Origin of the sequence: Streptomyces sp. NPDC059443, assembly GCF_042750105.1 — a bacterium.
In the GTDB taxonomy this organism is placed as follows: Bacteria; Actinomycetota; Actinomycetes; order Streptomycetales; family Streptomycetaceae; genus Streptomyces.
The window spans coordinates 74066-99032 of the sequence record NZ_JBHYVM010000019.1; the positions used below are offsets into that span (position 1 = coordinate 74066).

At 71.8% G+C, this 24967-nt stretch carries 24 protein-coding genes; 11 read left to right on the forward strand and 13 right to left on the reverse strand.

The window, feature by feature from the left end:
* Positions 1 to 133 precede the first annotated feature (133 nt).
* Positions 134 to 1258, forward strand: a complete 1125-nt coding sequence (locus ACFXDJ_RS19725; RefSeq protein ID WP_384663393.1) for a PP2C family protein-serine/threonine phosphatase — start codon at positions 134 to 136, stop codon at positions 1256 to 1258.
* On the opposite strand, the gene ACFXDJ_RS19730 is transcribed toward ACFXDJ_RS19725, so the two are convergent.
* From ACFXDJ_RS19730 to ACFXDJ_RS19765, 8 genes are all read right to left on the reverse strand, one after another.
* Positions 1255 to 2823 (reverse strand): hypothetical protein, encoded by a 1569-nt coding sequence (locus ACFXDJ_RS19730; protein WP_384663392.1) that lies wholly within the window; start codon positions 2821 to 2823, stop codon positions 1255 to 1257. The genes ACFXDJ_RS19725 and ACFXDJ_RS19730 overlap by 4 nt on opposite strands.
* Positions 2824 to 2979: 156 nt before the next feature.
* Positions 2980 to 4239, reverse strand: a complete 1260-nt coding sequence (locus tag ACFXDJ_RS19735) for a serine hydrolase domain-containing protein (RefSeq protein ID WP_384663390.1) — start codon at positions 4237 to 4239, stop codon at positions 2980 to 2982.
* Positions 4240 to 4338: 99 nt separating this feature from the next.
* Complete coding sequence (locus ACFXDJ_RS19740; protein ID WP_384663389.1) at positions 4339 to 4533, reverse strand: hypothetical protein; 195 nt, start codon at positions 4531 to 4533, stop codon at positions 4339 to 4341.
* Positions 4534 to 4633: 100 nt separating this feature from the next.
* The gene (locus ACFXDJ_RS19745; RefSeq protein ID WP_384663388.1) at positions 4634 to 5293 is read right to left on the reverse strand and encodes an ABC transporter ATP-binding protein; all 660 of its coding nucleotides are present in this window, start codon (positions 5291 to 5293) and stop codon (positions 4634 to 4636) included.
* Positions 5286 to 6341, reverse strand: a complete 1056-nt coding sequence (locus ACFXDJ_RS19750) for an ABC transporter ATP-binding protein (protein WP_384849824.1) — start codon at positions 6339 to 6341, stop codon at positions 5286 to 5288. The genes ACFXDJ_RS19745 and ACFXDJ_RS19750 overlap by 8 nt, the downstream gene beginning before the upstream one ends.
* 68 nt (positions 6342 to 6409) lie before the next feature.
* Positions 6410 to 7303: an ABC transporter permease gene (locus ACFXDJ_RS19755; RefSeq protein WP_384655727.1), complete on the reverse strand. Its 894-nt coding sequence runs from the start codon at positions 7301 to 7303 to the stop codon at positions 6410 to 6412.
* Complete coding sequence (locus tag ACFXDJ_RS19760) at positions 7296 to 8261, reverse strand: ABC transporter permease (protein ID WP_384655734.1); 966 nt, start codon at positions 8259 to 8261, stop codon at positions 7296 to 7298. Before ACFXDJ_RS19760 ends, ACFXDJ_RS19755 begins: the two co-directional genes overlap by 8 nt.
* Before the next feature lie 55 nt (positions 8262 to 8316).
* Entirely contained in the window at positions 8317 to 9912 is a 1596-nt protein-coding gene (locus tag ACFXDJ_RS19765; protein WP_384655725.1) for an ABC transporter substrate-binding protein, read from the reverse strand.
* Positions 9913 to 10090: 178 nt separating this feature from the next.
* On the opposite strand from ACFXDJ_RS19765, the gene ACFXDJ_RS19770 reads away from it, so the two are divergent.
* Both ACFXDJ_RS19770 and ACFXDJ_RS19775 read left to right on the forward strand, forming a co-directional pair.
* Complete coding sequence (locus ACFXDJ_RS19770) at positions 10091 to 11047, forward strand: fibronectin type III domain-containing protein (protein ID WP_384655723.1); 957 nt, start codon at positions 10091 to 10093, stop codon at positions 11045 to 11047.
* A 143-nt stretch (positions 11048 to 11190) separates the two neighbouring features.
* The gene (locus ACFXDJ_RS19775; protein WP_384655721.1) at positions 11191 to 13212 is read left to right on the forward strand and encodes an ATP-binding protein; all 2022 of its coding nucleotides are present in this window, start codon (positions 11191 to 11193) and stop codon (positions 13210 to 13212) included.
* A 152-nt stretch (positions 13213 to 13364) separates the two neighbouring features.
* Here ACFXDJ_RS19775 and ACFXDJ_RS19780 read toward each other — a convergent pair whose 3' ends face one another.
* The gene (locus ACFXDJ_RS19780) at positions 13365 to 13550 is read right to left on the reverse strand and encodes a DUF5999 family protein (protein WP_356653617.1); all 186 of its coding nucleotides are present in this window, start codon (positions 13548 to 13550) and stop codon (positions 13365 to 13367) included.
* Positions 13551 to 13705: 155 nt separating this feature from the next.
* Between ACFXDJ_RS19780 and ACFXDJ_RS19785 the strand changes: the two genes are divergently transcribed.
* Complete coding sequence (locus ACFXDJ_RS19785; protein WP_384655718.1) at positions 13706 to 14140, forward strand: SRPBCC family protein; 435 nt, start codon at positions 13706 to 13708, stop codon at positions 14138 to 14140.
* Positions 14141 to 14163: 23 nt separating this feature from the next.
* Here the strand turns inward: ACFXDJ_RS19785 and ACFXDJ_RS19790 are convergent, their stop codons facing one another.
* Positions 14164 to 15393 (reverse strand): acyl-CoA dehydrogenase family protein, encoded by a 1230-nt coding sequence (locus ACFXDJ_RS19790; RefSeq protein ID WP_384655715.1) that lies wholly within the window; start codon positions 15391 to 15393, stop codon positions 14164 to 14166.
* A gap of 197 nt (positions 15394 to 15590) precedes the next feature.
* Here ACFXDJ_RS19790 and ACFXDJ_RS19795 point away from each other — a divergent pair, with 197 nt between their 5' ends.
* Positions 15591 to 16241, forward strand: coding sequence for a TetR family transcriptional regulator (locus ACFXDJ_RS19795; protein WP_384655712.1), 651 nt, complete (start codon positions 15591 to 15593; stop codon positions 16239 to 16241).
* Between the two features lie 12 nt (positions 16242 to 16253).
* Here ACFXDJ_RS19795 and def read toward each other — a convergent pair whose 3' ends face one another.
* Positions 16254 to 16814 (reverse strand): peptide deformylase, encoded by a 561-nt coding sequence (gene def, locus ACFXDJ_RS19800; RefSeq protein WP_384655710.1) that lies wholly within the window; start codon positions 16812 to 16814, stop codon positions 16254 to 16256.
* Positions 16815 to 16937: 123 nt separating this feature from the next.
* Here def and ACFXDJ_RS19805 point away from each other — a divergent pair, with 123 nt between their 5' ends.
* The 6 genes from ACFXDJ_RS19805 to ACFXDJ_RS19830 all read left to right on the forward strand — a co-directional run bounded on the left by ACFXDJ_RS19805 (position 16938) and on the right by ACFXDJ_RS19830 (position 22215).
* Positions 16938 to 18176 carry a MurT ligase domain-containing protein gene (locus tag ACFXDJ_RS19805; protein ID WP_384655707.1) on the forward strand — a complete coding sequence of 413 codons (1239 nt, stop codon included), beginning with the start codon at positions 16938 to 16940 and terminating at the stop codon, positions 18174 to 18176.
* Between the two features lie 19 nt (positions 18177 to 18195).
* Positions 18196 to 18924 carry a type 1 glutamine amidotransferase gene (locus ACFXDJ_RS19810; protein ID WP_384655704.1) on the forward strand — a complete coding sequence of 243 codons (729 nt, stop codon included), beginning with the start codon at positions 18196 to 18198 and terminating at the stop codon, positions 18922 to 18924.
* A 213-nt stretch (positions 18925 to 19137) separates the two neighbouring features.
* Complete coding sequence (locus tag ACFXDJ_RS19815) at positions 19138 to 20166, forward strand: 6-phosphofructokinase (RefSeq protein WP_384655701.1); 1029 nt, start codon at positions 19138 to 19140, stop codon at positions 20164 to 20166.
* A 145-nt stretch (positions 20167 to 20311) separates the two neighbouring features.
* Positions 20312 to 21241, forward strand: coding sequence for a cytochrome c oxidase assembly protein (locus ACFXDJ_RS19820; protein ID WP_384655732.1), 930 nt, complete (start codon positions 20312 to 20314; stop codon positions 21239 to 21241).
* Between the two features lie 32 nt (positions 21242 to 21273).
* Positions 21274 to 21432 (forward strand): hypothetical protein, encoded by a 159-nt coding sequence (locus tag ACFXDJ_RS19825; protein WP_384655699.1) that lies wholly within the window; start codon positions 21274 to 21276, stop codon positions 21430 to 21432.
* Positions 21433 to 21504: 72 nt separating this feature from the next.
* Positions 21505 to 22215, forward strand: a complete 711-nt coding sequence (locus tag ACFXDJ_RS19830; RefSeq protein WP_384655697.1) for a lysophospholipid acyltransferase family protein — start codon at positions 21505 to 21507, stop codon at positions 22213 to 22215.
* A 75-nt stretch (positions 22216 to 22290) separates the two neighbouring features.
* On the opposite strand, the gene ACFXDJ_RS19835 is transcribed toward ACFXDJ_RS19830, so the two are convergent.
* Both ACFXDJ_RS19835 and ACFXDJ_RS19840 read right to left on the reverse strand, forming a co-directional pair.
* A complete protein-coding gene (locus ACFXDJ_RS19835) occupies positions 22291 to 23970 on the reverse strand; it encodes an alpha/beta hydrolase (protein ID WP_384655694.1) in 1680 nt (559 codons plus the stop codon).
* A gap of 208 nt (positions 23971 to 24178) precedes the next feature.
* The gene (locus ACFXDJ_RS19840; protein ID WP_384655730.1) at positions 24179 to 24946 is read right to left on the reverse strand and encodes an urease accessory protein UreD; all 768 of its coding nucleotides are present in this window, start codon (positions 24944 to 24946) and stop codon (positions 24179 to 24181) included.
* Between the last annotated feature and the right edge of the window lie 21 nt (positions 24947 to 24967).

Sequence of the window (24967 nt, forward strand, 5' to 3'; positions counted from 1 at the left end):
CCGCGCGCCCCCCCCCCCCCCCCCCGGGGGGGCGCGCCGCCCCCCCCCCCCGGCCGCGTGCCGGTGCGTCGCGTGCTGCTGCGCCGCGTGCCGGTGCGTCGCGGTACGGGCCCCGGCGGTGTATGCAGGAGGCATGGATCCTCGGCCGCCGTACCCACTCACACGCCGGTTCCGGGAATCGCGCGCGGTGCTCCTGTCGGTCCCGTTCGTCCTGATCGCGGCGGTGACGGTGGTCGACGTCCTGGCGCCGCCGGACGTCCACCTGGGCCCGTTCCTGGTGGCCGCGCCGGCCCTGACCGCCTCCTTCGCGGGACCCCGGATGACCGGGTTCGTGGGGGCGGTGGCGGTGGCCGCGCAGGTGGCGGTGGCCATCGCCCGCACCACCCTCACCGACCTCAACCACACCTTTCAGATCATCGCGCTCGTGCTGATCTCGGCGTTCGTCACCTTCTTCGCACACCTGCGCGAAGTCCACGAGGATCAGCTCACCCGGCTACGTTCCGTGGCCGTCGCCATGCAACAGGTGGTCCTGCGCCCGCTGCGCGACCGGATGGGACCGCTGCGGATCGCCTCCGTGTACCTGGCCGCCGAGGCCGAGGCGCAGATCGGCGGCGACCTCTACGCGGCCGCGCGCACCGCCGAGGGCACCCGGCTGATCATCGGCGACGTCCGGGGCAAGGGCCTGGAGGCGGTGGGGGACGCCGCGATCGTCCTCGGCGCGTTCCGGGCCGCCGCGCACCTGGAGGCCGATCTGCCGGGGCTCGTCGCCCATCTGGAGGCCGCCGTGGCCACCGATCCCGACCGGGACGCGGACGGCCCCGGGCAGCCGTCGGAGGGGTTCACCACGGCGGCCGTCCTCGACATCCCCGACGGGGAACCGACCCTGAGGGTCGTCAGCTGCGGGCACCCGCCGCCCCTGCTGCTGCGCGGGGGCCGCGTCGTACCCCTCCAGGTGGACCATCCGGCTCCGCCGCTGGGCCTCTCCGAGTTCGTGGACACCGGCTTCGCCGCGCAGTCCTTCTCCTTCGAGCCGGGCGACGTGGTGCTCCTGTACACGGACGGAGTCATCGAGGCGCGTGACGCGGCGGGGGTGTTCTATCCGCTCTCGGAGCGGGCCGCGGACTGGCCCGGCGACGGCCCGGACGCCCTCCTGCGCCACCTGTGCGCGGACCTCCTCGCCCACGCCCCGGGCGGCCTGCTCGGCGACGACGCGGCGATGGTGGCCATCGAACGGGTCGGCCGCGGGGCACCGGCCTAGCCGCTGTCGCGTACGGCGACGATGCCGTTGAAGACGCCGACGTAGGCCGTGCCGTCGGGGCCCAGGGTGATCGGGGCCCAGTTGTTGTCGTACAGCGGGCCCGTGCCGGTGAGCTGCCGCCAGCGGCGCTCGCCGGTGCGGAAGTCCACCGCCGTCAGGTACCAGGCGTCGATCCCCCAGATGTTCGGGTCCTTCTCGTAGAAGTACAGCAGCCCGTTCGCGGTGGAGAGCTTCGGGACGACGGAGGGCGAGCGGATCGCGCTCTGCCAGACCGTGTCACAGCCGCTGCCGTCGGCCCGGACGTCGATGCGGCTGGCGCCGCCGACGACCGATTTGCCGAGGACCAGGGAGGTGATGTTCTCGTAGCCGTAGTTGTTCTCCACGACGAGGCTGTTGCCCCATGTGATCAGGGAGTTGTCGGTGGTCGAGGCGCCCGGTCCGAAGACCGGGACCTTGCACACCAGCCGCTGCCCCTCCGGCACGTCCGGGCCCCGCTTGTAGACCAGGACGTTCATCCGGTCGTCGGCGTTGTCGGTGATCGCGACGTAGCCGTTGCCGAAGAGGTCCGGGGTGGTGCCCGACCCCTGGTTCACCGAGCCGGGCTTGGTCCCCGTACCCCGGTCGTAGGTCTGGCGCCACTGCGCGACGGGGGTGCCGTCGGCGTCGGCGCGGAAGCTGTAGAGGGCGTGGTCGGTGACGATGGACACGCCGTCCTCGGCCACCGAGAAGGAGTTCTGGATCTCCTCGCCCGGCAGCCGGATCGAGCGGATCCGCGAGGTCGCGGGGTCCACGGTGCCTATGCGGCCCTGGCGGGTGACCCACCAGACGCGGCCGTTCCAGTCGGGCATCACGGAGGTGACGGGGTCGCAGGTGCCGCTGGGCCGCAGGTTGGTCCAGTCGGCGCAGTCGTGCGGGACCTGGCCGGTGAGGTCCCAGTCGTCGTCGGCCTTGAACCGCCAGGTGCCGTCCGGACCCTGGGCGTGGGAGAGCCGCAGGATGTGCTGGCGGGAGTCGGCCAGCACCGCACGGTCCTGGTTGTCCAGGTAGAAGTAGGCGCCGCCCGAGGTGTCCTTGAAGATCTTCGACAGGTCGAGCGTGCTGATCGCCCGGACCGTCGAGGAGCGTTGCGGGAGCTGGTACTCCGCGAGCGGGGCGAGCGTACGGGGCTCCAGCAGCTCGACCTTGAAACCGCTGAAGGTGCCGCACACCGTGACCAGCCGCCCGGCCGAGTCGAAGGTGGCGGTGGCGCATTCGCCGCCGAGGGCGGCGATCTTCTCGCTGGTCACCTCCGGCTTCCTGCCGAGCGGCCCGGACCAGGGGGACGTGGCGCTGCCGGCCGCGTCGGAGTGCATGCCGCTACGGCCGTTGGGCGCGAGGAAGGGGTGCTGCGGCGGGGCTTCGCCGGGCAGCGGATCGGCGGTGGCGGGACTGCCGTCGTAGTGGCTGACCAGGCGGTGGCCGGGGCCCAGGGGTATCCCCTCGGCTGCGGCCTGGGAGATCCCGGACACCACCGCCAGCGCGGCGAGGGCCGGCAGCGCCGCGCGGTTCAGCGCTCTTCGGAACATCCGGTCTTCCTCCAGGGCTCTCTGTGCTGTTGACACTGCCAGTGCTGTTGACACTGCGTCTGACGTCGCGCCGCCGCCAGACGGTAGGCCGCACTGCCCGAGGAGTCCATGGAAGAGCCGGATGATTCATGTACGCACAACAGTCGATCACTTGCGTCAGCGTCCGCCGTCGGCCGGATCCGGGGCGAGCAGCTTCTGCGTGGGGTACACGTGGTCCGGGGTCACGATGCTCGTGACCGCCTGGCCGAAGAGGGTGCTGGGCTCCTGGCCGTCGGTCCGGGAGTCGGTGTTGATGAGGATGACCATCGTCGCCCGCGCCTCGGGCAGGTAGACCGGGAGGACCTCGTAGCCGGGGATCGATCCGTTGTGGCCGATCCAGCCCTGGACGTTGAAGATGCCCAGTCCGTAACTCGTACCCGGAAGGTCCATCGGGGTGGTCTTCAGCCGCTCCGCCTGGGTCGCGGGCGTCAGCAGCGTTCCGGTGGCGAGGGTGCCCGCCCAGCTGCGCAGGTCCTGGAGGTCGGAGATCATCGCTCCGGCCGCCCAGGCCCAGGAGGGGTTCCAGTCGGTCACGTCCTCGGTCCTGCCCGAGACCGTCTGGTCGCTGTAGCCCTGCGCGTGGGGGTCGGGGAACTCCGTGCCGGTGGGGAAGAACGTCTGGTGCAGTCCGGCCGGCTTCAGTACGTCCTGCTCGATGACCTCCTGGAGCGGCCGGCCGGTGAGCTTCTCGACCACCAGGCCGAGCAGGATCAGGTTGGTGTTGGAGTACTGGAACTTCTCGTCCGGCTGGAACTGCACGGGGTGCTTGAAGGAGTAGGCGGTCAACTGCTGCGGTGTGAAGGCCTGTTCCGGATCGGCTTGGAGCTTCTTGGTGAAGTCCGGGTCGAGGCTGTAGTTGAACAGCCCGCTGCGCATGCCCGCCAGTTCGCGCAGGGTGATGCGGTCGCCGTTCGGAACGCCCTTGACGTACTTGCCGATGGGGTCGTCCAGGCCCGCCTTGCCCCGGTCGACCTGCTGGAGGAGGGCGGTGACCGTGAACGTCTTGGTCTCGCTGCCGATCCGCACGTGGAGCCCGGTCCCCATGGGCGCGCCGGTCGCCTTGTCCGCCACGCCGAAGGTCTTGACGTAGCTCCCCTTGCCGGGGGCCCAGAGCCCCACGGTCACGCCCGGCACCTTCGTCTGCCGCATGACCTCGCGCACGGCCGTGTCCAGTCGCGCCGCCACGGCCGGCGTGAGCCGCACGAACCCCGTGCCGCTGCCCGGAGGGGGCGGCGTGGGCTGCGTGACGCGGACGGAAGCGGACGGCCCCGGAGCGGTCGCCCCGTACGCGGAGCCCGCCACCGCCGGGGCGATCAGTACACCTGCGGCGGCCATGGCCGCGCAGGCCCGGCGCAGCCGGATGTGGGTCGGTTTCACCGCACGGTCTCCTGTCGTCCGAGGACCCGGGCAACGGCACCAGCGTATGTCCGCACCACCCCGGCCGCGCGGCGAGCCGGTCAGAGCTCCGGGGAGCAGTCAGGGCTTCAGGCCGCCGACCACGTTCGCCGTGGCCGAGACTCCGTTGTGGATGGTCGCGGCCAGGCTGCTGCTCGCGAGATAGAAGCCGAGCAGCACGCAGACGATCGCGTGCGACAACTTGAGGCCGCCACCGCGCATGAAGATCCACGCGAGGACGAGGAGCAGGACGACGACGGAGAGGGAGATCACCATCGGAACACCTCCTTACGCGGCGCCATGGTGGCGCAGGAGAGGGGCTCTTAGAGCGAAACTCGTGTCCGCCAAACGGGTGTTGACCGTCCGTGACCGCGGTTCACTCCTTGACGATCTCTTCCCAGCGGGTCGTTCGGCCGCACCAGCGCCCGAGCAGCACGGGGTCGTGGCCCACCGCCAGCAGCCCGGCGCCGGTCTGCGCGCGGTACTCCTCGACCACGCCGACCAGGGCCGCGGTGGTGGAGGCGTCGAGCATCGCGGTCATCTCGTCGCACACCAGCCAGCGGGGCCGCAGCACCAACGCGCGTGCCAGGCAAGCCCGTTGCAGCTGGCCGTCGCTGACCTCGTGGGGCCGCCGGGCGAGCAGGTCCGGGCCGAGACCGACCCGGTCCGCCAACTCGGGCACGACGGAGTCGACTTCGCTACGCCGCCCGGTCGCGCGGAGGGGTTCGGCGACGAGGTCGCGCAGCCTGAGCCGGGGGTCCGCCGACAGCCGGGGCTGCTGGAACACCACGCCGACGCCGGTGCGCAGGGAGCGCGGCGCCCGGTGCCGGAAGCCGGTCACGGCGCGGCCGTCGAAGGCCACGGTCCCCCGGTCGGGCCGGTGCAGCAGGGCGGCGACCCTGGCCAGGGTGGACTTGCCGCAGCCGCTGGGACCGAGCAGTCCGAGGGATTCGCCGGGTGCGAGGCGCAGGTGCGCGTTGCGCACGACGGGGGCGCGGCGGTCGTATCCGGCGGTGATGCCGATGAGCTCAAGCATGGTGGCAGGCCACCCCTTCGGTGAGCACGGGCCGCTCGGCCCGGCAGCGGGCGTCGACCAAGGGGCAGCGGGCGGCGAAGGCACAGCCGGGCGGGAGCGCGCCCAGTTCGGGCGGGGCGCCGGGTATCGGGGTGAAGGCACGCTCCGGGAGGGCGTCGAGGAGTCCGCGGGCGTAGGGGTGGCTAGGCCGTCTCTTTCGGATCTTGCCGGTCAGGCCCGCGTCGTCCGGTGCCGTGCCTCGGTGCGCTGCCGGGGCTCCCGCGTACTGGACGTACTCGGGTGCCCCGGCAGCGCGGCGAGGTGCGGTGCCGGGCGGCGCGGGCCAGGCAAGATCCGAAAGAGACGGCCTAGGCCCCGGATCGCCGAAGAAGGCTCCGGCGGGGGCGGTCTCCACGATGCGGCCGGCGTACATGACGGCCACGGTGTCGGCGATGCGCCGGGCCGCCGCGAGGTCGTGCGTGATCATCAGCAGCGCGCGGCCGGCCTCCCGGGTGTGCGCGCTCAGCTCGTCGACGGTGCGGTGGACGAGGTCGCGGTCGAGCCCGGTGGTCGGCTCGTCGGCGAGGAGCAGGGGGGCGTCGCCGATCAGGGCGAGGGCGGTGGCGGCACGCTGGGCGAGGCCGCCGGAGAGCTCGTGGGGGTGGCGGTCCAGGTGGGTGGCGGGGAAGGCCGCCCGCTCGGCGGCCGCTTCGGCCGCTTCCCGGAGCTCTCCCCTGGTGGCTCCGGTCAGCTCGCGGACCGTCTCCTCCAGGTGGGAGCGGATGGTACGGACCGGGGTGAGGTGCGCGGCCGGGCTCTGCGGGACCAGCGCGACGCGTCGGCCCCGGACGGTCCGGGCGAGGGTCCGCTCGTCGAGGGCGAGGAGGTCGGTGCCGTCCGCGAGCCGGGCCGCCCCGGAGGCTTCGGCGTTGCCGGGCAGCAGCCCGAGGAGGGCGGAGGCCAGGACGGACTTGCCGCATCCGCTCTCGCCGACGAGGGCGAGGCACTCGCCCGGAGCCAGGGCGAGGGTGGCGTCCGTGACGGCCCGGACGTGGCGGCCGCCGCGCATGCGGAAGCGTACGGACAGCCGTTCCAGGGTGAGGACGGGTCCTGCGGACCCGCTCCCGGTTTCGTCCGTCACAGTGTCAGCTCCGAGCGGCGGCGGGGGTTGAGGCGGTCGCGCCAGGCGCCCGCGAGGCCCGCGATCGCCAGGGTCGGGACGATCAGGAACAGCCCGGGGAAGAGGGTGGGCCACCAGTCGCCGGCGAGCAGGGAGCCGCGGGCCGTCTGGACGAGGTTGCCCAGGCTCGCCTGATGGGCGGGGAGGCCCAGGCCGAGGAAGGACAGCGCCGACTCGTGCCACATGGCGTGCGGGATCATCAGCACGGCCGCGAGCCCCGCCTGCGGCAGCACACCGGGCACGAGGTGGCGGACGGTGACCCGCAGCCGGGAGGCACCGCCCGCGACGGCCGCGTCCACGAAGGGCCGCGAGCGCAGCGAGAGCACTTCGGCCCGGACGATGCGGGCGGTGGACAGCCAGTGGGTCAGCGTCACGGAGACGACCACCGGCCACACCCCCGGCCGGAACATCGCCACGATGAAGATGCCCAGCAGCAGGTGCGGGATCGAGGACAGGGTGTCCACCACGCGCATGACGAACCGGTCCGTCCAGCCGCCGAGCGCCCCGGCGGCCGCGCCGACGGCCGTGCCGATGACGGTGGCGGCCAGCGCCGCCACCAGGCCGACGACCAGCGAGACCCGCAGCCCGTACACGCAGCGCAGGAGCAGGTCGCGGCCCACGTCATCGGTGCCGAAGGGGTGGGCCCACGAGGGCGGCAGGAGCTTTGCCGACAAGTCGACTGCCTGCTGGTCCAGTTGGACCAGCGGCGGCACCAGCAGGACCGCCAGCGCGAGGAGCACCACGCACGCCGCCGAGGTCCGCACCCGGACCGTACGCGTAGAGCGCCGGCCCTGCCCACGGGACCGCCAGGTCACGTCGGCCCCGCCCGCCCCATCCACCACGTCAGCCATCGAAGCCCACCCTCGGGTCCGCCAGCCCGTACAGCAGGTCGGACAGCAGGTTCCCGGCCAGTACGGCCGCCGTGGCCAGTACCGTCAGCGCGGCCAGCAGCGGGAAGTCCACGGAGGTCGCGGCCTGCACGGTGGCCGCCGCGATGCCGGGCCAGCTGAAGACGGTCTCCACCAGCAGCGCGCCGGTGATCAGCTCCGGGACCCGCGACCCGATCAGGGTCAGCATCGGGAGCATTCCGGAGCGCAGGCCGTGCCCGAGCAGTACCCGCCGCTCCCCCACGCCCCGCGCACGAGCGCCCCGTACGGGGTCCTCCTCCAGCGCGTCGGCCACGCCCTGCCTGACGTACAGGAAGAACCACGGCAGTTGCGAGACGCCCAGGACCAGCGCGGGAAGCACCAGGTGGCGGGCGACCTGGCCGGCCGTGACCACGTCGCTGCCCGCGTCGGTCAGGCCGCCGGACGGCAGGACCCCCAGCCGCACCGAGAAGAACCAGATGGCGAGCAGGCCCAGCCAGAAGGCCGGGGCCGCTTCGAGGGTGTACGCGAGCGAGGACACGGCCCGGTCGAGGAGCCCGCCCGCCCTGCGCACGGCCAGTACGCCCAGTCCCGTACCCAGCAGCAGGGCCACCGCGAAGGCGCTCAGGGCGAGCAGCGCCGACCAGCCGAGCCGTTCGCCGATGACCTCGGCCACCGGCTGGCGCATCACGGCGGAGGTGCCGAGGTCGCCGGTGAGCGCCGAGGTGAGCCACTCCCACCAGCGCGCGGCCAGGGGCTGGTCCACGCCGAGGTTGGCCCGCAACTGGTCCAGTTCGGCCTGCGGGGCGGTGAGCCCGGCGGTGCCCGCGTACGCCTTGACGGGGTCGAAGGGGGACAGCGCGGCGACGGCGAAGACTCCGAAGGTGACGACGAGCAGGACGGGCGCGGCGAACAGGGTCCGCCGCCCCGCCATGCGCGCCATCGGCCCCCAGGGCAGCCGGACGGAACGGGTGGAACGGATGGTCACTTGGCCCGGCTCACTTCTGCTTCGGCTTCCAGGTCTCGATGTTCCACCAGGGGCCGGAGCCGAGGCCGTGGTCGTGCGGCTCCACCTGGGTGGAGGGGCCGTCCCACTTGTCGTTGACCACGTAGAGGTGGTCGATGTGGGTGAGGTAGACGTAGCCGGGGTTCTTGACGAGCTCGCGCTGGACCGTGTCGTACGCGGCCTTGCGCGCGGCCGGATCGCCGCTCCTGCGGCCGTCGAGGAGCGCCCGGTCGACCGTCTTGTTGTCGTACCACGCCATGTTGTTGAAGCCGTCGCCCGCGAGCGAGGAGGTCAGCGTCAGGTACTGGTCGAAGTCGGGGTCGGCCGGGGAGCCGCCGCCCGCGAGGACGGCGTCGGTCTTCATCCGGGGCTCGATGACCTCCCAGCTACCGGACTCGATCTTCACCTCGATGCCCGCCTTCTTGGCGTCGGAGGCGAAGGCGAGCGCGTGGTCCTGGCGGATCTTGTCTCCGGAGGTGTGCCACAGCGGGAAGGTCGCCCGCAGGCCCTTCTTGGAGCGGATGCCGTCGTCGCCGGGCACCCAGCCCGCGTCGTCGAGGATCTTCTTGGCCCGGGCGAGGTCGTACGTGCGCTCCGTGCCGGCCGTGAACCACGGGCTGCCGGTGGGGACGGGGCCGTAGGCGGCCTTGCCGGCGCCTTCGAGGAGCTTGTCGACCATGGCGCCGCGGTCCACGGCGAGGTCGAGGGCCCGGCGGACCGCCACGTCGCCGGTGACCTCGTTGTGCGTGGGCATGGTGACGTTGCGGTAGTCGAAGGTCTTGGCGGTGTAGGTCTTGCGCGCGCCGTCGTCCTTGAACGCCCCGGCCAGGTTCGGCGGCAGGATCGCCCCGTCCAGTTCGCCGGAGCGCAGCCGGGTGGCGCGTACGTCGTCGTCCTTGATGACGGCCATGGTGAACTTCTTCACCGCCGGCTCGCCGCCCCAGTAGGAGGGGTTGGCCTTGAAGCTGAGCTTCTCGCCCTTGGACCAGGAGGTGAGCACGTACGGTCCGGTGCCGACGGGTTTGGCCGCGAAGTCCCCGCTGTTGACGTCCTGCCTGCCCGCGATGCGCTCGGGGGCGATGGGCAGGACGGTCCGCTCGGCGAACGGGGCGTAGGGGTACTTCAGGCGGAAGACGACGGCGTCGTCCCCCTGCGCCTCGATGCCCGCGATCGCGTCGAGTTCGGACTTCGACGCGTTGTTGGTCTTCTCGTGGAGGATCGTCCTGTAGGTGAAGACGACGTCCTTGGCGCCGAAGGGCTGCCCGTCGCTGAACTTCACGCCCTGGCGGAGCCTGTACGTGTACGTGAGCCCGTCGGCGGAGACCTCCGGCAGGGTCAGGGCCAGGGCCGGCTTCAGCTTCATGTCCGTGTCGTGTGCCAGGAGCCCGTCGAAGATCTTCGAGTTGCCGTCCTTGCCATAGCCCAGCAGCGGGCTGAGGGTCTCCGGCTCGTTGGCTATGGCGACCACGGCGGAGTCGGGTGCCGCGGACGCGGTGCCTCCGGTGGGGCTCGAACAGGCCGCGACGCCCGTGATGAGTGCGGCGGCCGCGGTCGCGCCGGCCGATCCCCGTATGGTCCGGGCCGTCATCCTGTGCACTTCCTGCTGCTTTCGGTCACTATCTAATGAAAAATGCTGCTTATTGCAAAGAGATCGCAATAGTGCCAGACGGGAGCGGCAGAAGGCGAACGCGCGGGTCTTGCCCGGCCGCCGCGAGGCGTGCCATATATGTCTAGACCTTTAAGAGCCGGAGGAAGAGGCCGCCGCCGTGCACCAACGGACTCCGAAACTGGCGCTGACACTGACCCTCGCCGCGGCCGCCCTGACGGCGTGCGCCTCGGCGGACACCACACCCCCGCCCGCCCCCGCCGAGCTCACCGCCCAGGCCGGCAGCGCCACTTCGGTCCACGTCATGTGGCGGTCGGCCGCGCCCGCCGACCGGGTGACCTCCTTCCTGGTCTTCCAGGCCGGCCGGCTGGTCCGCGAGCTCCCCGCCGACAAGACGATGGTGGACATCACCGGACTCAGCCCGCAGACCGCGTACGGGTTCACGGTCCGGGCCCGGGACGCCGCCGGGAACACCTCGCCGCCCAGCGCCTCCGTCTCCGCCACCACCCCCGCCGCCAAGGCCGAGGACCGGCAGCCGCCGACGGCCCCGCCGAGTACGGCCGGCCGCGCGCTCGGGCCCACCTCCGCCCTGCTGACCTGGGCCCCGGCCTCCGACGACACGGGGATCACCGCGTACGACGTCTACCAGGGCGCCTCCCGGATCCACACCGTCGGCCCCGGCGCGACCGAGACCACCCTGGAGGGCCTCCAGCCCGACACCGCGTACACCTTCACGGTCAGGGCCCGCGACGGCGCCGACAACTCCTCCCCCGACGGCCCCCCGGTGGACCTGACCACTCCGCCCGGGGCGGGACAGCGGCCCGACACCGCTCCCGCCGAGTTCGCGGCGGTCGCCTCTCCGGGCGCGGTCACCCTCACCTGGACCGCCCCGTCGACCGGCCGGCAGACCAGCGAGTACGAGCTCTACGTCAACGGCCGTCCCACCACGGTCATCCAGTTCGGTGCGGGCGCGGTCCCGGCCGGCCGCGCGGAACACCGCCTCGCGGTCACCGAACCGGCGGGCACCATATGGACGGTGAAGCTGCGGGCCCGGCTGCCCGACGGCAACTGGGGGGCGTTCTCGGCCGAACGGCGGGTCGTAGTCGCCGCACCGTAACCAGAGTCCGTCCCTCCGATCTGCCCCGAACGGCACTGCGGAGAACGAAGATCGCGCACAATACATGCGTGTTCGGTGAGTACTCGGTCAACAACAATCAGCCAGATCCCGCGGACGGCGCCCCTGAGCCAGACTCTGGCGCCGTGCCGGGAAACCTGCCGCCGGAGACGGCGAGCTTCGTGGGCCGCGAGCGCGAACTCGGCCTGCTGTACGAACTGCTGCGCGAGCAAAGGCTGGTCACCCTCACGGGCGTCGGCGGCGTCGGCAAGTCCAGGCTGGCGCTGCGCGCCGCCGTGGATGCCCACCGGCAGCGTCGTGACGGCGTCTGGTGGGTGGAGCTTTCACCCCTGCGCGACGCCGAGTTGCTCACCGCCACCGTCGCGCACGCCCTCGGCCTCGCCAACCAGTCCCCGCGCCCGCTGGACGAGGAACTGTGCGCGTGGATGGCCGACAAGGAGCTGCTCCTCGTCCTCGACACCTGTGAGCACCTGGTGGCCGCGTGCCGCCACCTCGTCGGTGAACTCCTGCAGTCCGCCCCCGGATTGACGGTGCTGATCACCTCCCGCGAACCGGTCGGCTCCTCCGGCGAGAAGGTGGTCGAGGTCAGTCCGCTGCCCTGCGACGGGCCCGACAGCGACGCCGTGGCCCTCTTCCGGGCGCGCGCCCTGGCCGCCACCCCTCAGGCCGGGGCCGTCTTCGCCGATCCGGACCGGGCGGCCGTCGCCGTCGAGGTGTGCCGCCGCCTGGACGGGATCCCGCTCGCCCTCGAACTGGCCGGCGCCCGGATGCGGCTGTGGAGCCTGGAGCAGATGGCGGAGCGCCTCGGCGTCCGCTTCGACCTGCTGTCCGACACCTCCACCGCCCGGCTCCCCCGGCACCAGACGATGCGGACCACGATCGGCTGGAGCCACGAGCTGTGCGAGCCGCTGGAGCGGCTGCTGTGGGCCCGGCTCTCGGTCTTCACCGGGGACTTCGACGTGGCCGCGGCGCGGGCGGTCTGCGCGGGCGGTCCGCTGCCCGCGGGGCGCGTGGAGCGGGTGCTGACGGGCCTGGTCACGAAGTCGGTGGTGCGGATCACCCGGGAGCGGGGCGCGGGCGCCCGCTACCGGATGCTGGACACGATCCGCGAGTACGGCCAGGACTGGCTGGCGGAGCTCGGCGAGGTACGGACCCTCGCCGACCGGCACGCCCACTGGTACGCGGCGCTCTCGCAGGCCGCCGACCGGGGCTGGCTGGGCCCCGGCCAGGTGGACTGGTACCGCAGGATGACCGCCGAGCACGCGCAGCTGCGTACCGCCCTGGAGCATCTGATCGGCTCGGATCCCGTGGCGGCCCTGGAGACGGCCGGAGCCCTGTGGTTCTTCTGGTTCTCCTGCGGTCACGTCCACGAGGGCCGGGCCTTCCTGGAACGGGCCCTGGCGGCGGGTCCGCGCTCGGGAGCGGCGTACGTCCAGGGCCTGTGGGCGCTGGGGCTCACCGCCCTGCTCCAGGGCGACCTGGACACCGCCGAGCGGCTCGGCGAGGAGTGCACCGCCGCGGCGGCCGAGCTGGCCGATCCGGAACCGGAGCTGCGCGCCGCCTACATGCACGCGGTGTCGGTGCTGATGCCGGGCGATCCCGTACGGGCCCTCGCGCTCGCGGGACCCCGGGCGCGCGGGGGCCACGGGGGCAGACCCAGCGGCGTGGGCTGGCTGCTGTGCCGGCTGGCCACCGGCTACGCCCTGTGCGACCTCGGGCGCTTCGAGGAGGCCGAGGAGGAGGCGCGGGGCCTGCGGGAGGCCTGCGCGGAGCTGGGCGAGCGCTGGCTGCGGGCGTACGCGGACTACATCCTGGCCGTCGCGGCCTTCGGGCTCGGCCACCACGGGGAGGCGGCCCGGCACGCGCGGGCGATGCTGTCGGGCAAGCGGCTGCTGGGCGACCGCTTCGGGATCGCGCTCGGCCTGGACCTCCTGGCGGCGGCGGTGGCGGCCATGGGCGACGGCGAGCTCGCGGCGCGACTGCTGGGCACGGGCCACGCCTGGTGGCGCACGGTGGGCCGGCCGCAGATGGGCTCCCCCTCACTGACGGCCCTGCGCGACCAGGGCGAACGCCAGGCCAGGGCCGCGATTGGCGACGAGGCGTACGAGAGCGCCTTCCTGGGCGGCGCGGCGGCGCCCACCGGCTGACCGCTCAGCCGGTGGTGCCGTGCACGGCGTAACTCCGGGGCTCCCGTCAGTACGGGAGGGGTCTGCCCGACGGTGTGCGCAGGTCCAGGTCTCGGGGGGCGGGCTTGGGGACGGGCTTGCGGATCAGCTGCTGGCGCATGCTGCCTCCTCGCTCAGACCAGGGCCGGGCGGCGGGGTTCCACCGTGCGGCCGTCGGGGAGCAGTTCACCTGTGTCGTCGAAGACCACGGCGCCGTTGCAGAGCAGATTCCAGCCTTGTTCGGGATGGAAGGCCACGGTGCGGGCGGCGTCGTGATCGGCGCTGTCGGCGGTCGGGCAGGGGGGCTGGTGGGAGCACATGGCGCACCTCCTCGCAGAGTGGGGCGGGAGGGCCGGTGGTCACCCGGTCGAATCCGCGATCCACGGTGGCGGTGAGTATTACTGATCGCCACCCCTGGACGGAACCCATATTCGCGGTCCAGTTCAGGGTGTGTATGCCCGATTACCATGCGCTCATGCCCGCTATCCGGATCGTTCACCGAACTGCTCTCGCACCCGGGGAGGCGTGGCGGCGGCTGACCGACTGGGAACGCCACGGCGCGCAGGTCCCGCTGACCCGGACGATCATCGAGACGGCGCCTCCCACGCACGTCGGAACGCGTTTCACGGCCCGCACGGGCGTGGGAAGCATCACGTTCGACGATCCGATGGAAGTGACCGTGTGGGAGCCCCCTCGGGACGCCTCCGCCGGCCTGGTCCGCCTCGTCAAACGCGGCAGTGCGGTCACCGGCTGGGCGGAGATCGAAATCCGCCCCGCGCCCGGCGGCGGCTGCGAGGCCGAATGGCGCGAGGACCTGCGCCTGCGCGGCCTCCCCCGCCTCCTCGACCCCCTGACGGCCGCGGCCGCCCGCTTCCTCTTCGGCCGCGCCCTGCGGGGCCTCCTGCGCTGAGCAGGCCCCGTTCAAGCCCCGCGCTAGCGGATCTGCATGCCCGAGATCGTGCGCGCGATCACCAGCCGCTGGATCTCGCTGGTGCCCTCGAAGATGGTGTAGATCGCGCTGTCCCGGTGCATGCGCTCCACCGGGTACTCGCGGGTGAAGCCGTTGCCGCCGAGGATCTGGACCGCCTGGGCGGTGACCTTCTTGGCGACCTCGCTCGCGAACAGCTTCGACATCGAGCCCTCGGCCGCGGTGAACGGCTTGCCCGCGACCGCCATCCAGGAGGCGCGCCACACCATCAGGCGGGCCGCGTCGATGGAGGTGCGCATGTCGGCGAGCTGGAAGGCGACGCCCTGGTTGTCGATGATCGGCCGGCCGAACTGCGTACGGGTCTTCGCGTAGTCCAGCGCCACCTCGTACGCGGCGCGCGCCGTACCGACCGCCATGGCTCCGACGGCCGGGCGGGAGGCCTCGAAGGTGGCCATGGCCGCGTTCTTCACCCGCTCGCCGCCGCCCGCCCTGGCCCGCTCGTGGGCCCGCGCGAGGCGCTCGTCGAGCTTCTCCTTGCCGCCGAGCAGGCAGGATCCGGGCACGCGCACGTCCTCCAGCACCACCTCGGCGGTGTGCGAGGCGCGGATTCCGTGCTTCTTGAACTTCTGCCCCTGGGAGAGGCCCGGAGTGTTCGGCGGCACGATGAAGGAGGCGTGGCCCTTGGTGCCGAGCTCCGGGTCGACGACGGCCACGACGATGTGGACGTTGGCGATGCCGCCGTTCGTCGCCCAGGTCTTGGTGCCGTTGAGCACCCACTCGTCCTTGGCCTGGTCGTAGACGGCGCGGGTGCGCATGGCCCCGACGTCGGAACCGGCGTCGGGCTCGGAGGAGCAGAAGGCGGCGAGCTTCACGTCGTCGGGAGTGCCGTACATCTGCGGGATCCAGGTGCCGATCTGCTCCTCGGTGCCGTTGGCCACGACGCCGATGGCGGCGAGTCCGGTGCCGACGATGGACAGCGCGATGCCCGCGTCGCCCCAGAACAGCTCCTCCATGGCCATCGGGATGCCGAGGCCGGTGGGGTCGAAGAACTGCTGGGCGTAGAAGTCGAGCCCGTAGATGCCGACCTTGGCGGCCTCCTGGATGACGGGCCACGGAGTCTCTTCACGCTCGTCCCATTCCGCGGCGGCGGGGCGGATCACGTCGGCGGCGAAGCCGTGGACCCAGTCCCGCACCTGCTTCTGGTCGTCGTTCAGCTCCATGGTGAACTCCGCCATGTCCCCTCCAGCTTTCGTATCACACTGCCGTACAAGCAGTTACCAACGGTAACCCCCACTATGACCCCAGTCTGTTACCGGCCGGTAAGCACTGTCAAGCAGCAGCGATGGCGGAGCACCGATGAGATCGCCAGGGTGTGCGGGGTGTTACGTTGCGTGGGCGTCAGGACATCGCAAGGCGGGGAGTGAAACACGTCATGGAGACCACACAGCAGGCCGGCGAGCCGGGAACGGGCGAGCGCCGGCGGCGGGAGCTGCTGGAGGCGGCCGACCGGGTCGTCCTCAGGGACGGCCCGAAGGCGTCCATGAACGCCATCGCGGCGGAGGCCGGCATCACCAAGCCGATCCTCTACCGGCACTTCGGCGACAAGGCGGGCCTCTACCAGGCCCTCGCCGTCCGGCACACCGACGCCCTGCTCGACTCGCTGCGCGCGGCGCTCGACGCCCCCGCCGAGCGGCGCCGCCGGGTGGAGGCCACCCTCGACACCTATCTCGCCGCCATCGAGGCCCGCCCGCAGGTCTACCGCTTCCTCATGCACCCGGCCGAGGACTCCCAGGCCGCCGAACGGGGCTTCGACGTGGGCCTGCACTCGGCCCCGCTGCTGCGGCGCCTCGGCGAGGAGCTGGCGCAGGTGATCGGCGAGCGCGTGGACCTCGGCCCCGGCCCCGGCGGCGAACGCCTGGCCCGCGTCTGGGGTCACGGGATCGTCGGCATGATGCACGCCGCGGGCGACTGGTGGCTCGGCGAGCGGCCGTGCGAGCGCGCGGAGCTCGTCACCGCCCTCACGGACCTCCTCTGGGGCCGCCTGGCCACAGCCGGCAACCGCGCCGACGGCCCGGGCTTCTGACGTTGCCCCTCGCTACCGCAGCGCGTGGATCCCGGCGGCGCCCCAGTCCGTCTTGCGGATCTGCTTGCGCAGCCTGCGCGCCCGCAGCCCCGTAACCCGCTCCGCGTACACCCCACCGGCCAGGTGATCACATTCGTGCTGAAGGCAGCGCGCAAAGAACCCGGTCCCGGAGATCCGCACGGCCGCGCCGTCCGAGGTGACGCCCTCCACCACCGCGCTGTCGTAGCGGAGCGTCCCCGCCTCCAGCCCCGGCAGGGACAGGCAGCCCTCGGGGCCCAGGAATTCGTCCCCGTCGGCCGAGACCAGTCGCGGGTTGACGATGTGGCCGACGTGGCGGACGTCCTCGTCGTCGGGGCAGTCGTAGACGAACACCCGCTGCCCGACGCCGATCTGGTTCGCGGCGAGGCCGACGCCCTGGGCCGCGTACATCGTGGCGAACATGTCCTCGATGAGCCGGTCGAGGGCCGGTCCGAACTCGGTGACCTCCGCGCAAGCGGAATGGAGCACCGGGTCGCCCAGCAGGGTCATGGTGCGGACGATGCCGGAGGTGCCGGGGATGGGGCGTTGTCGCATGGCCGTAAGAGTACGACGGGCGACTATATGAGGAGATCTTCGGCGGTCCGGGGGCGCCGCGGTCGGGGCGCGGGCAGGTACTGGATAGGCTGGGGGCGACCGACGCAAGGAGGACAAGGGACGATGGCAGGCAACACAGAGCCGCTTTCGCCGCGGGCCAAGCTGGCCGTGACGGCGGGCAAGGCCGCGGCGGCGGTGTCGCGGGCCGCGGGACGCGGAAGCGGATCGGTGATCGGAGGCAAGGTCGCGCTCAAGCTCGACCCCGATCTTCTCGGCGCGCTGGCGCAGCATCTCGACGTCGTCCTCGTCTCGGCGACGAACGGCAAGACCACGACGACCCGGCTGATCGCGGAGGCCCTGCGGGCCAGTGGTCCGGTGGTCTCCAACGCGCTGGGCGCGAACATGCCCGCGGGCATCACCTCCGCCCTGGCGGGCGGCTCGGACGCCCGTTACGGCGTCATCGAGGTGGACGAGAAGTACCTGGCCGGGGTGGCCCGGGACGTCACCCCCAAGGTGATCGCCCTGCTCAACCTCTCCCGCGACCAGCTGGACCGCGCCGCCGAGACCCGCATGCTCGCGGAGAAGTGGCGCGAGGGGCTCTCGGGCTCCAAGGCGGTCGTCATCGCGAACGCGGACGACCCGCTGATCGTGTGGGCGGCCTCGTCCTCACAGAACGTGGTGTGGGTGGCCGCCGGCCAGGAGTGGAAGGACGACGCCTGGTCGTGCCCCTCCTGCGGTGGTGTCATGCAGCGTCCGGGCGACGACTGGTACTGCGGCGAGTGCGGCTTCCGGCGTCCCACCCCGAGCTGGGTGCTCTCCGGTGACCACGTGCTCGACCCGCACGGCAGCGCCTGGCCGATCAACCTTCAGCTGCCGGGCCGCGCCAACAAGGCGAACGCGGCCACCTCGGCCGCCGTGGCCGCCGTCTTCGGCGTCCCGCCGCAGGTGGCGTTGGAGCGGATGTACCAGGTGCAGGCCGTGGCCGGCCGCTACGACGTGGTGAGCTTCCAGGGCCGTGAGCTGCGGCTCCTGCTCGCGAAGAACCCGGCGGGCTGGCTGGAGACGTTCTCGCTCATCGACCCGCCGCCGACCCCGGTGATCCTGTCGGTGAACGCGCGCGGCGCCGACGGCACCGACACCTCCTGGCTGTGGGACGTGGACTACCCGCGCCTGGCGGGCCACCCGATCTTCGTGATCGGCGACCGCAAGCTGGACCTCGCGGTCCGTCTGGAAGTCGCGGGCCTGGACTTCCGGGTGTGCGAGACCCTCGATGAGGCCGTGCAGCTGGCGCCGCCCGGGCAGATCGAGCTGATCGCCAACTACACCGCATTCCAGGACGTGCGCCGCCGCGTCGGCAACTAGTACCCATAAGGACAAGAGCATGAGCGACAACAGCCTGCGTCTGGTGTGGGTCTACCCCGACCTGCTCAGCACGTACGGAGACCAGGGCAACGCCCTGGTCGTGGAGCGCCGGGCCCGTCGGCGCGGACTGGACGTGCAGCGCGTGGACGTGCGCAGCGACCAGCCCATCCCGACCTCGGGCGACATCTACCTGATCGGCGGCGGCGAGGACCGGCCGCAGCGGCTGGCCGCGGAGCGACTGCTGCGGGACGGCGGTCTGGAGCGGGCCGTCGCGAACGGGGCGATCGTCTTCTCCGTCTGCGCCGGCTACCAGATCCTGGGCCAGGAGTTCGTCAACGACGTCGGCGAGCGCCAGCAGGGCCTCGGCCTGCTGGACGTGGTGACCGTGCGCGGCGAGGGCGAGCGGTGCGTCGGCGACGTCCTCGCGGACATCGACCCTCGGCTCGGCCTGCCGCAGCTGACGGGCTTCGAGAACCACCAGGGCGTCACGCACCTCGGTCCGACGGCGAAGCCGTTCGCCCGGGTCACCATGGGCCGCGGCAACGGCACCGGCGACGGCACCGAAGGCGCGTACAACGACACGGTGTTCGGCACCTACATGCACGGTCCCGTGATGGCCCGCAACCCCCAGATCGCGGACCTGCTGCTGAAGCTGGCCCTCGACGTGAACGCGCTGCCGCCCATCGACGACCGCTGGTACGAGGCCCTGCGCGCGGAGCGGATCGCGGCGGCGACGCAGCCCGCGTAGCCTCCGCGGACCCGTCGCGGCCCCCTCGCGACGCCCGCTGTTCGGCCCGGATTCCCCTGGTGGGATCCGGGCCGACGTGCGTTCGTACTACTTATCTGACCAGCATGTGGAGGATGGTTCAGTCCACCCTCGATCCGCTTGTAGGGTGCTGGGTAGTTCCAACCGGACGACGTGGTCCGGTCGTCGGCCCACGTTGCAAAGGTCCTTCCTGCCATGCGCATTGGTGTGCTCACTTCCGGAGGCGACTGCCCCGGGCTCAATGCCGTCATCCGCTCCGTCGTGCACCGCGCCGTCGTCGACCACGGGGACGAGGTCATCGGCTTCCACGACGGCTGGCGCGGTCTCCTGGAGTGCGACTACCGCAAGCTCGACCTGGACGCCGTCAGCGGCATCCTGGCCCGGGGCGGAACGATTCTGGGCTCCTCCCGGGTCCAGCCCGCCCATCTGCGCGACGGTGTGGAGCGGGCCCGCGGCCATGTCGCGGACCTCGGCCTGGACGCCATCATCCCGATCGGCGGCGAGGGCACCCTGAAGGCCGCGAACCTGCTCTCGCAGGGCGGTCTGCCGATCGTCGGCGTCCCGAAGACCATCGACAACGACATCGCCTCCACCGACGTCACCTTCGGCTTCGACACCGCCGTCGGGGTGGCCACCGAGGCGCTGGACCGCCTGAAGACCACCGCCGAGTCCCACCAGCGCGTGATGGTCGTGGAGGTCATGGGCCGCCACACCGGCTGGATCGCCCTGCACTCGGGCATGGCGGCCGGTGCGCACGCGATCGTCGTGCCGGAGCGCCCCTTCGACATCGAGGAGCTGACCGCGATCGTCGGCGAGCGCTTCTCGCAGGGCAAGCGGTTCGCGATCGTCGTGGTCGCCGAGGGCGCCAAGCCCGCCGAGGGCAGCTCGATGGCCCTGGAAGAGGGCGGCACCGACATGTACGGGCACGAGCGGTTCGCCGGCATCGGCAACCGGCTCGCCGTCGAGCTGGAGGAGCGCCTCGGCAAGGAGGCCCGGCCGGTCATCCTGGGCCACGTCCAGCGCGGCGGCACGCCCACCGCGTACGACCGGGTCCTCGCCACCCGCTTCGGCTGGCACGCGGTGGAGGCGGCGCACCGGGGCGAGTTCGGGATGCTGACGGCCCTGCGCGGCACGGACATCGTGATGGTGCCGCTCGACGACGCGGTGCGGACGCTGAAGACGGTTCCCACCGAGCGGTACGCCGAGGCGCAGACCGTTCTGTGATCTTTCCCCCCTTACGCACCTCACTCCCGTTTTGGGCGCCCCCGGAGGATTTCCCGTCCGGGGGCGGCACTACTGTGGTGGGGCACCACAGGTCAAGGGAGTGAAGAGATTGAGTTACCTCGCGCACGCCGGCATGGACATGGATATGAACATGGACCTGCCGCCCTTCACCCTGGGGCGCGGGCTGGAGTTCTCCTTCGACGCCTTCTTCCTGATCGGCTCGCTCGTGGGCCTCGCCCTGTACGGGTGGGGCGTGGTGCGGCTGCTGCGGCGCGGGGACTCCTGGCCGGTCGGCCGGACGGTCGCCTTCACCATCGGCGTGCTGACGGTGATGCTGATGATGTGCACCAAGCTGAACGACTACGGCATGGTCATGTTCAGCGTGCACATGGTCCAGCACATGGTGATCAGCATGCTCAGCCCGATCCTGCTGCTGCTCGGCGCGCCCGTGACGCTGGCGCTGCGCGCGCTGCCGCCGGCCGCGCGCGGCCACAAGGGCCCGCGCGAGCTGCTGCTGATGCTGCTGCACAGCCGCTACATGAAGGTGATCACCCATCCGGTGTTCACCATCCCGATCTTCATCGCGAGCCTCTACGGCCTGTACTTCACCCCGATCTTCGACTTCCTGATGGAGTCCAAGACCGGCCACATCGCGATGATGGTGCACTTCCTCGCCGTCGGCCTCGTCTTCTTCTGGCCGATCATGGGCGTGGACCCGGGCCCGCACCGCCCCGGCTACGTGATGCGCATGCTGGAGCTGTTCGCCGGAATGCCCTTCCACGCCTTCTTCGGCATCGCGCTGATGATGGCGAGCGGCCCGATGATCAAGACCTACTCGAACCCGCCGGCCTCCCTCGGCATCGATCCGCTGCTGGACCAGCAGTGGGGCGGCGGCATCGCCTGGGCCTTCAGCGAGATCCCCTCGGTCCTGGTGCTGATCGCGCTGGTCTACCAGTGGTACCACTCGGAGCAGCGGGCGGCGAAGCGCTCCGACCGGTCCGAGGAGCGCAACGGCGATCAGGAGCTGGCGGCGTACAACTCATATCTCGCCTCGCTTCAGGCGCGTGGCCAGTAGCGGAGGACCGCCTTCACGCGCCACCATGGGGCATGACCGGATCCGTGAAGGCGATGGCCGTGATGACCTTCGCCTCCTTGGTGGTGATCGCCACGTACTCGGTGGCCCTCGGCAGCAACGGCTGGCTGTGGTTCGGCTGGATCGTGCTGGGGCTGCTGACCGCGGGAATGGCCGCCTCGCGCAGCGTGTGAACGAGGGAGACCCACCAGGGCTGACCGTCCGTAGGATGTCCGTGACAACGGGATGTCGACGGGAGCGGCCTGGTGTTCTACCACTTGCTCAAGCACGTGATCCTCGGGCCGCTGCTGCGGCTGCTGTTCCGGCCCCGGATCGAGGGGCTGGAGAACATTCCGGCGGACGGGGCCGCGATCATCGCGGGCAACCACCTCTCCTTCTCCGACCACTTCCTGATGCCCGCGATCCTCAAGCGGCGCATCACCTTCCTCGCGAAGGCCGAGTACTTCACCGGCCCCGGGGTGAAGGGCCGGCTCACCGCCGCCTTCTTCCGCAGCGCGGGGCAGATCCCCGTGGACCGCTCCGGCAAGGACGCCGGCCAGGCCGCGCTCCGCGAGGGGCTCGGCGTGCTCTCCAAGGGTGAGCTGCTCGGGATCTACCCGGAGGGCACCCGCTCGCACGACGGGCGGCTTTACAAGGGCAAGGTAGGAGTCGCAGCGATGGCGCTGGGCGCCCGGGTGCCCGTCGTACCGTGCGCGATGGTCGGCACCTTCGAGATCCAGCCTCCCGGGCAGAAGGTCCCGAGCATCCGGCGGGTCACGATCCGCTTCGGCCGGCCGCTGGACTTCTCCCGGTACGAGGGGATGGAGGGTGAGCGGTCCGTGCTGCGGGCCGTCACCGACGAGATCATGTACGAGATCCTCGCGCTGTCCGGCCAGGAGTACGTGGACCGGTACGCCGCCGAGGTCAAGGCGGAGGAAGAGGAAGCGCGGAAGAAGGCCCGGCGCAAGACGCGCTGAGCCTTCTCCCGCGCACATGGAGCCGTTTCGGCTACCGAGTACTACCGGGTGCTACTGGGTGCAACCGGGTGTCCGCTAGCGGATGGACGGGAGCTCTTCGAGCGCCTGGGCGTCCGCGGTCGCGGTCGTGGTCTTGGCGAGGGACTTCGCCGCGGCCGGGGCGGGCGCCACCGGCGTGGCGTGCGGACCGCACTTCACGTCCTGGGCGTCGACCTTGCCGGTGAGCAGGTAGTCGTCCACGCGGCTGTTGATGCAGGGGTTCACCAGGCCGGTGACACCGTGCGAGCCGGCGTTCTGCTCGGTGATCAGACGGGAACCGGCGAGCCGGTTGTGGAGCGAGACCCCGCCCTCGTACGGCGTGGCCGCGTCCCGCTCGGACTGGACGATCAGGACCGGGGCCAGACCGTGCTTGGCGCCGACCTCGATCGGGCTGCTCTGCTTGGCCTTCCAGGTCGCGCAGGGCAGGTTCATCCACGCGTTGGACCAGGTCAGGAACGGGTATTTGGCGTTGAGCTTGGTGTTGTCCCGGTCCCACTTGGCCCAGCTGGTCGGCCACTTGGCGTCGGCGCACTCGACGGCGGTGTAGACGGCGTTGCCGTTCTCCGACGCGATGTTGCCCTTGATGTCGCTCATGTCCGGGGCGATGGCGTCGATCAGCGCCTGCTCGTCACCGGCGGCGTACTTGCTCCAGGTCTGGGCGACGGGCACCCACGAGGAGTCGTAGTACGGGGCGCCCTGGAAGAAGCCCAGGAGCTCCGCCGGACCGACCACGCCGCCGAGCGGCTTGGCCTTGGCCTTGGCGCGCAGCTCCAGCCACTTGGCCTCGACCTTGGCGCGGGTGTCGCCGAGGTGGAAGGAGGCGTCGTTCTTGGCGACCCAGTCCTCCCAGTCGTTCCAGCGCATCTGGAAGGCGACGTCCTGGCCGAGGTTGGCCTCGTACCAGATGTTGTCCTGGTCGGGGTTGACCACGCTGTCGACGATCATGCGGCGCACGTGGGTCGGGAACAGGGTCGCGTAGACCCCGCCGATGTAGGTGCCGTACGAGACGCCGATGAAGTTCAGCTTCTTCTCGCCGAGGGCGGCACGGATGACGTCCAGGTCACGCGCGATGTTCGTCGTGGTCATGAACGGCAGCATCTCGCCGCTGCGCTCCTTGCAGCCGTCCGCGTACTCGGCGGCCAGCTTGCGCTGGGCGCGCTTGTCGGCCTCGCTGTCCGGAACCGGGTCGGCCTTGGGAGCCTTGACGAACTCCTGCGGGTCGATGCAGGAGATCGGCGCGGAGTGGCCGACGCCGCGCGGGTCGAAGCCCACGAAGTCGTACGCCTTGGCGGTGTTGACCCACAGCGGGCTCTTGGTGGTGACACGGCGCGGGAAGCGCATGCCGGAGCCACCGGGACCACCGGGGTTGTAGAGGAGCGCGCCCTGGCGCTCGTCCTTGGTGCCGGTGCTGACCGCGCGGTCGAGCGCGAGGTCGATGGTCTTGCCGAACGGCTTGCTGTAGTCCAGCGGGACCTTCACATAGCCGCACTGGATCGGAGCCGCGAAGCCCCAGTCGGCAGGACAGTCCTTCCACTCGATACCGGCGCGCGCGGCGCGGGCGGCGGCGATCTGGGTACCGATCGCCTCGGCCTTGCCGTTGTCACGTCCGGACGGGAAGGCCTGGGCGGCCGAGGCGGACGGGGCGAGCAGCAGGCTCGCCGCCAGCGTGCCGGTGATCAGTGTGGCGGCGCTCCCCAGCGCCGCGTTGCGTATCACGTGGTTGTTCCCCCTGCGTCATCTGCCGCCATGGGCGGCGTGGTTCGGGCGGGTGGGTGGGTGTCGGCGTGCAGGGGGATACTTTCGCCTCACATGCACCGTGCGACAGAGCACGGCCGTGTTCTTTGCCAACCCGATATCCGGAAATGCGTGTACCGCTGAGCGGTGTCTGGTTCGTCCCGTGTTCGGACCCCGTTCGCCCGGAGCTTCACCAACCGTAGGTGCGGCAGGCCTCGTCGAGCAGTTCGCGCAGTCGCAGCGCGTCCGGAGCCAGGGCCGTGACCAGGACCGCCGGGCCCGCCAGCGGGGTGGCCGCCGCGAACTCGCCGACCATGCCGGCCTGCGGCGGAGCCGTCTCGAACTCCGGGTCCACCACCAGGAGCTGACCGATCGCCCGGTGCCCCGAGAGTCCCGCCGGGCCGTCCCAGCCGTCCGGTGCTCCGGGGCCGCAGGCCAGCTCCTGGTCCAGCAGCGGACGGCCGTCCCGGGTCACGGTGAGCCGGCTGCGCAGCAGGCCCGGAGCCTCCCCGGTGCGGCCGAGGACCTGCTCCTCGCGCAGCAGGAGCCGGGCGGTGGGGGCGAGTTCGACGCGGGTGCGGACCCGCAGGTCGCTGCCGCGCACGGAGACCAGCGGCTCCGGCAGCCAGCGCACCGCCGAGTCGGCGGCCAGGTCGAGCCGTACGTCGTAGCGCGCGGGCTCCCCGTGCCGGCCGGGCAGCGCCAGGGTGGCCGCCGCCGAGCGCAGCAGCAGCCGGGCGCCGGGGCCGATGCCGGCCTCGACCGTGAGGTGGTCGCCTCCGAGGGGGGCGCTCATCGCGCCGACCAGCATGACTCCGGCCTCGGCTCCCTCGCCCCGGGTCCGGCGCAGGGCGAGCGGCCCCTCACCGGCCAGCAGGGGCAGGGCGGTTCCGCCGCGCCCGTCGGCGACGGCGCCGATCCGGGCGGTGGCGCGCAGCCCGGCCGGGGGGAGGGCCAGGGCGTAAGCCGCGGCCGGGGA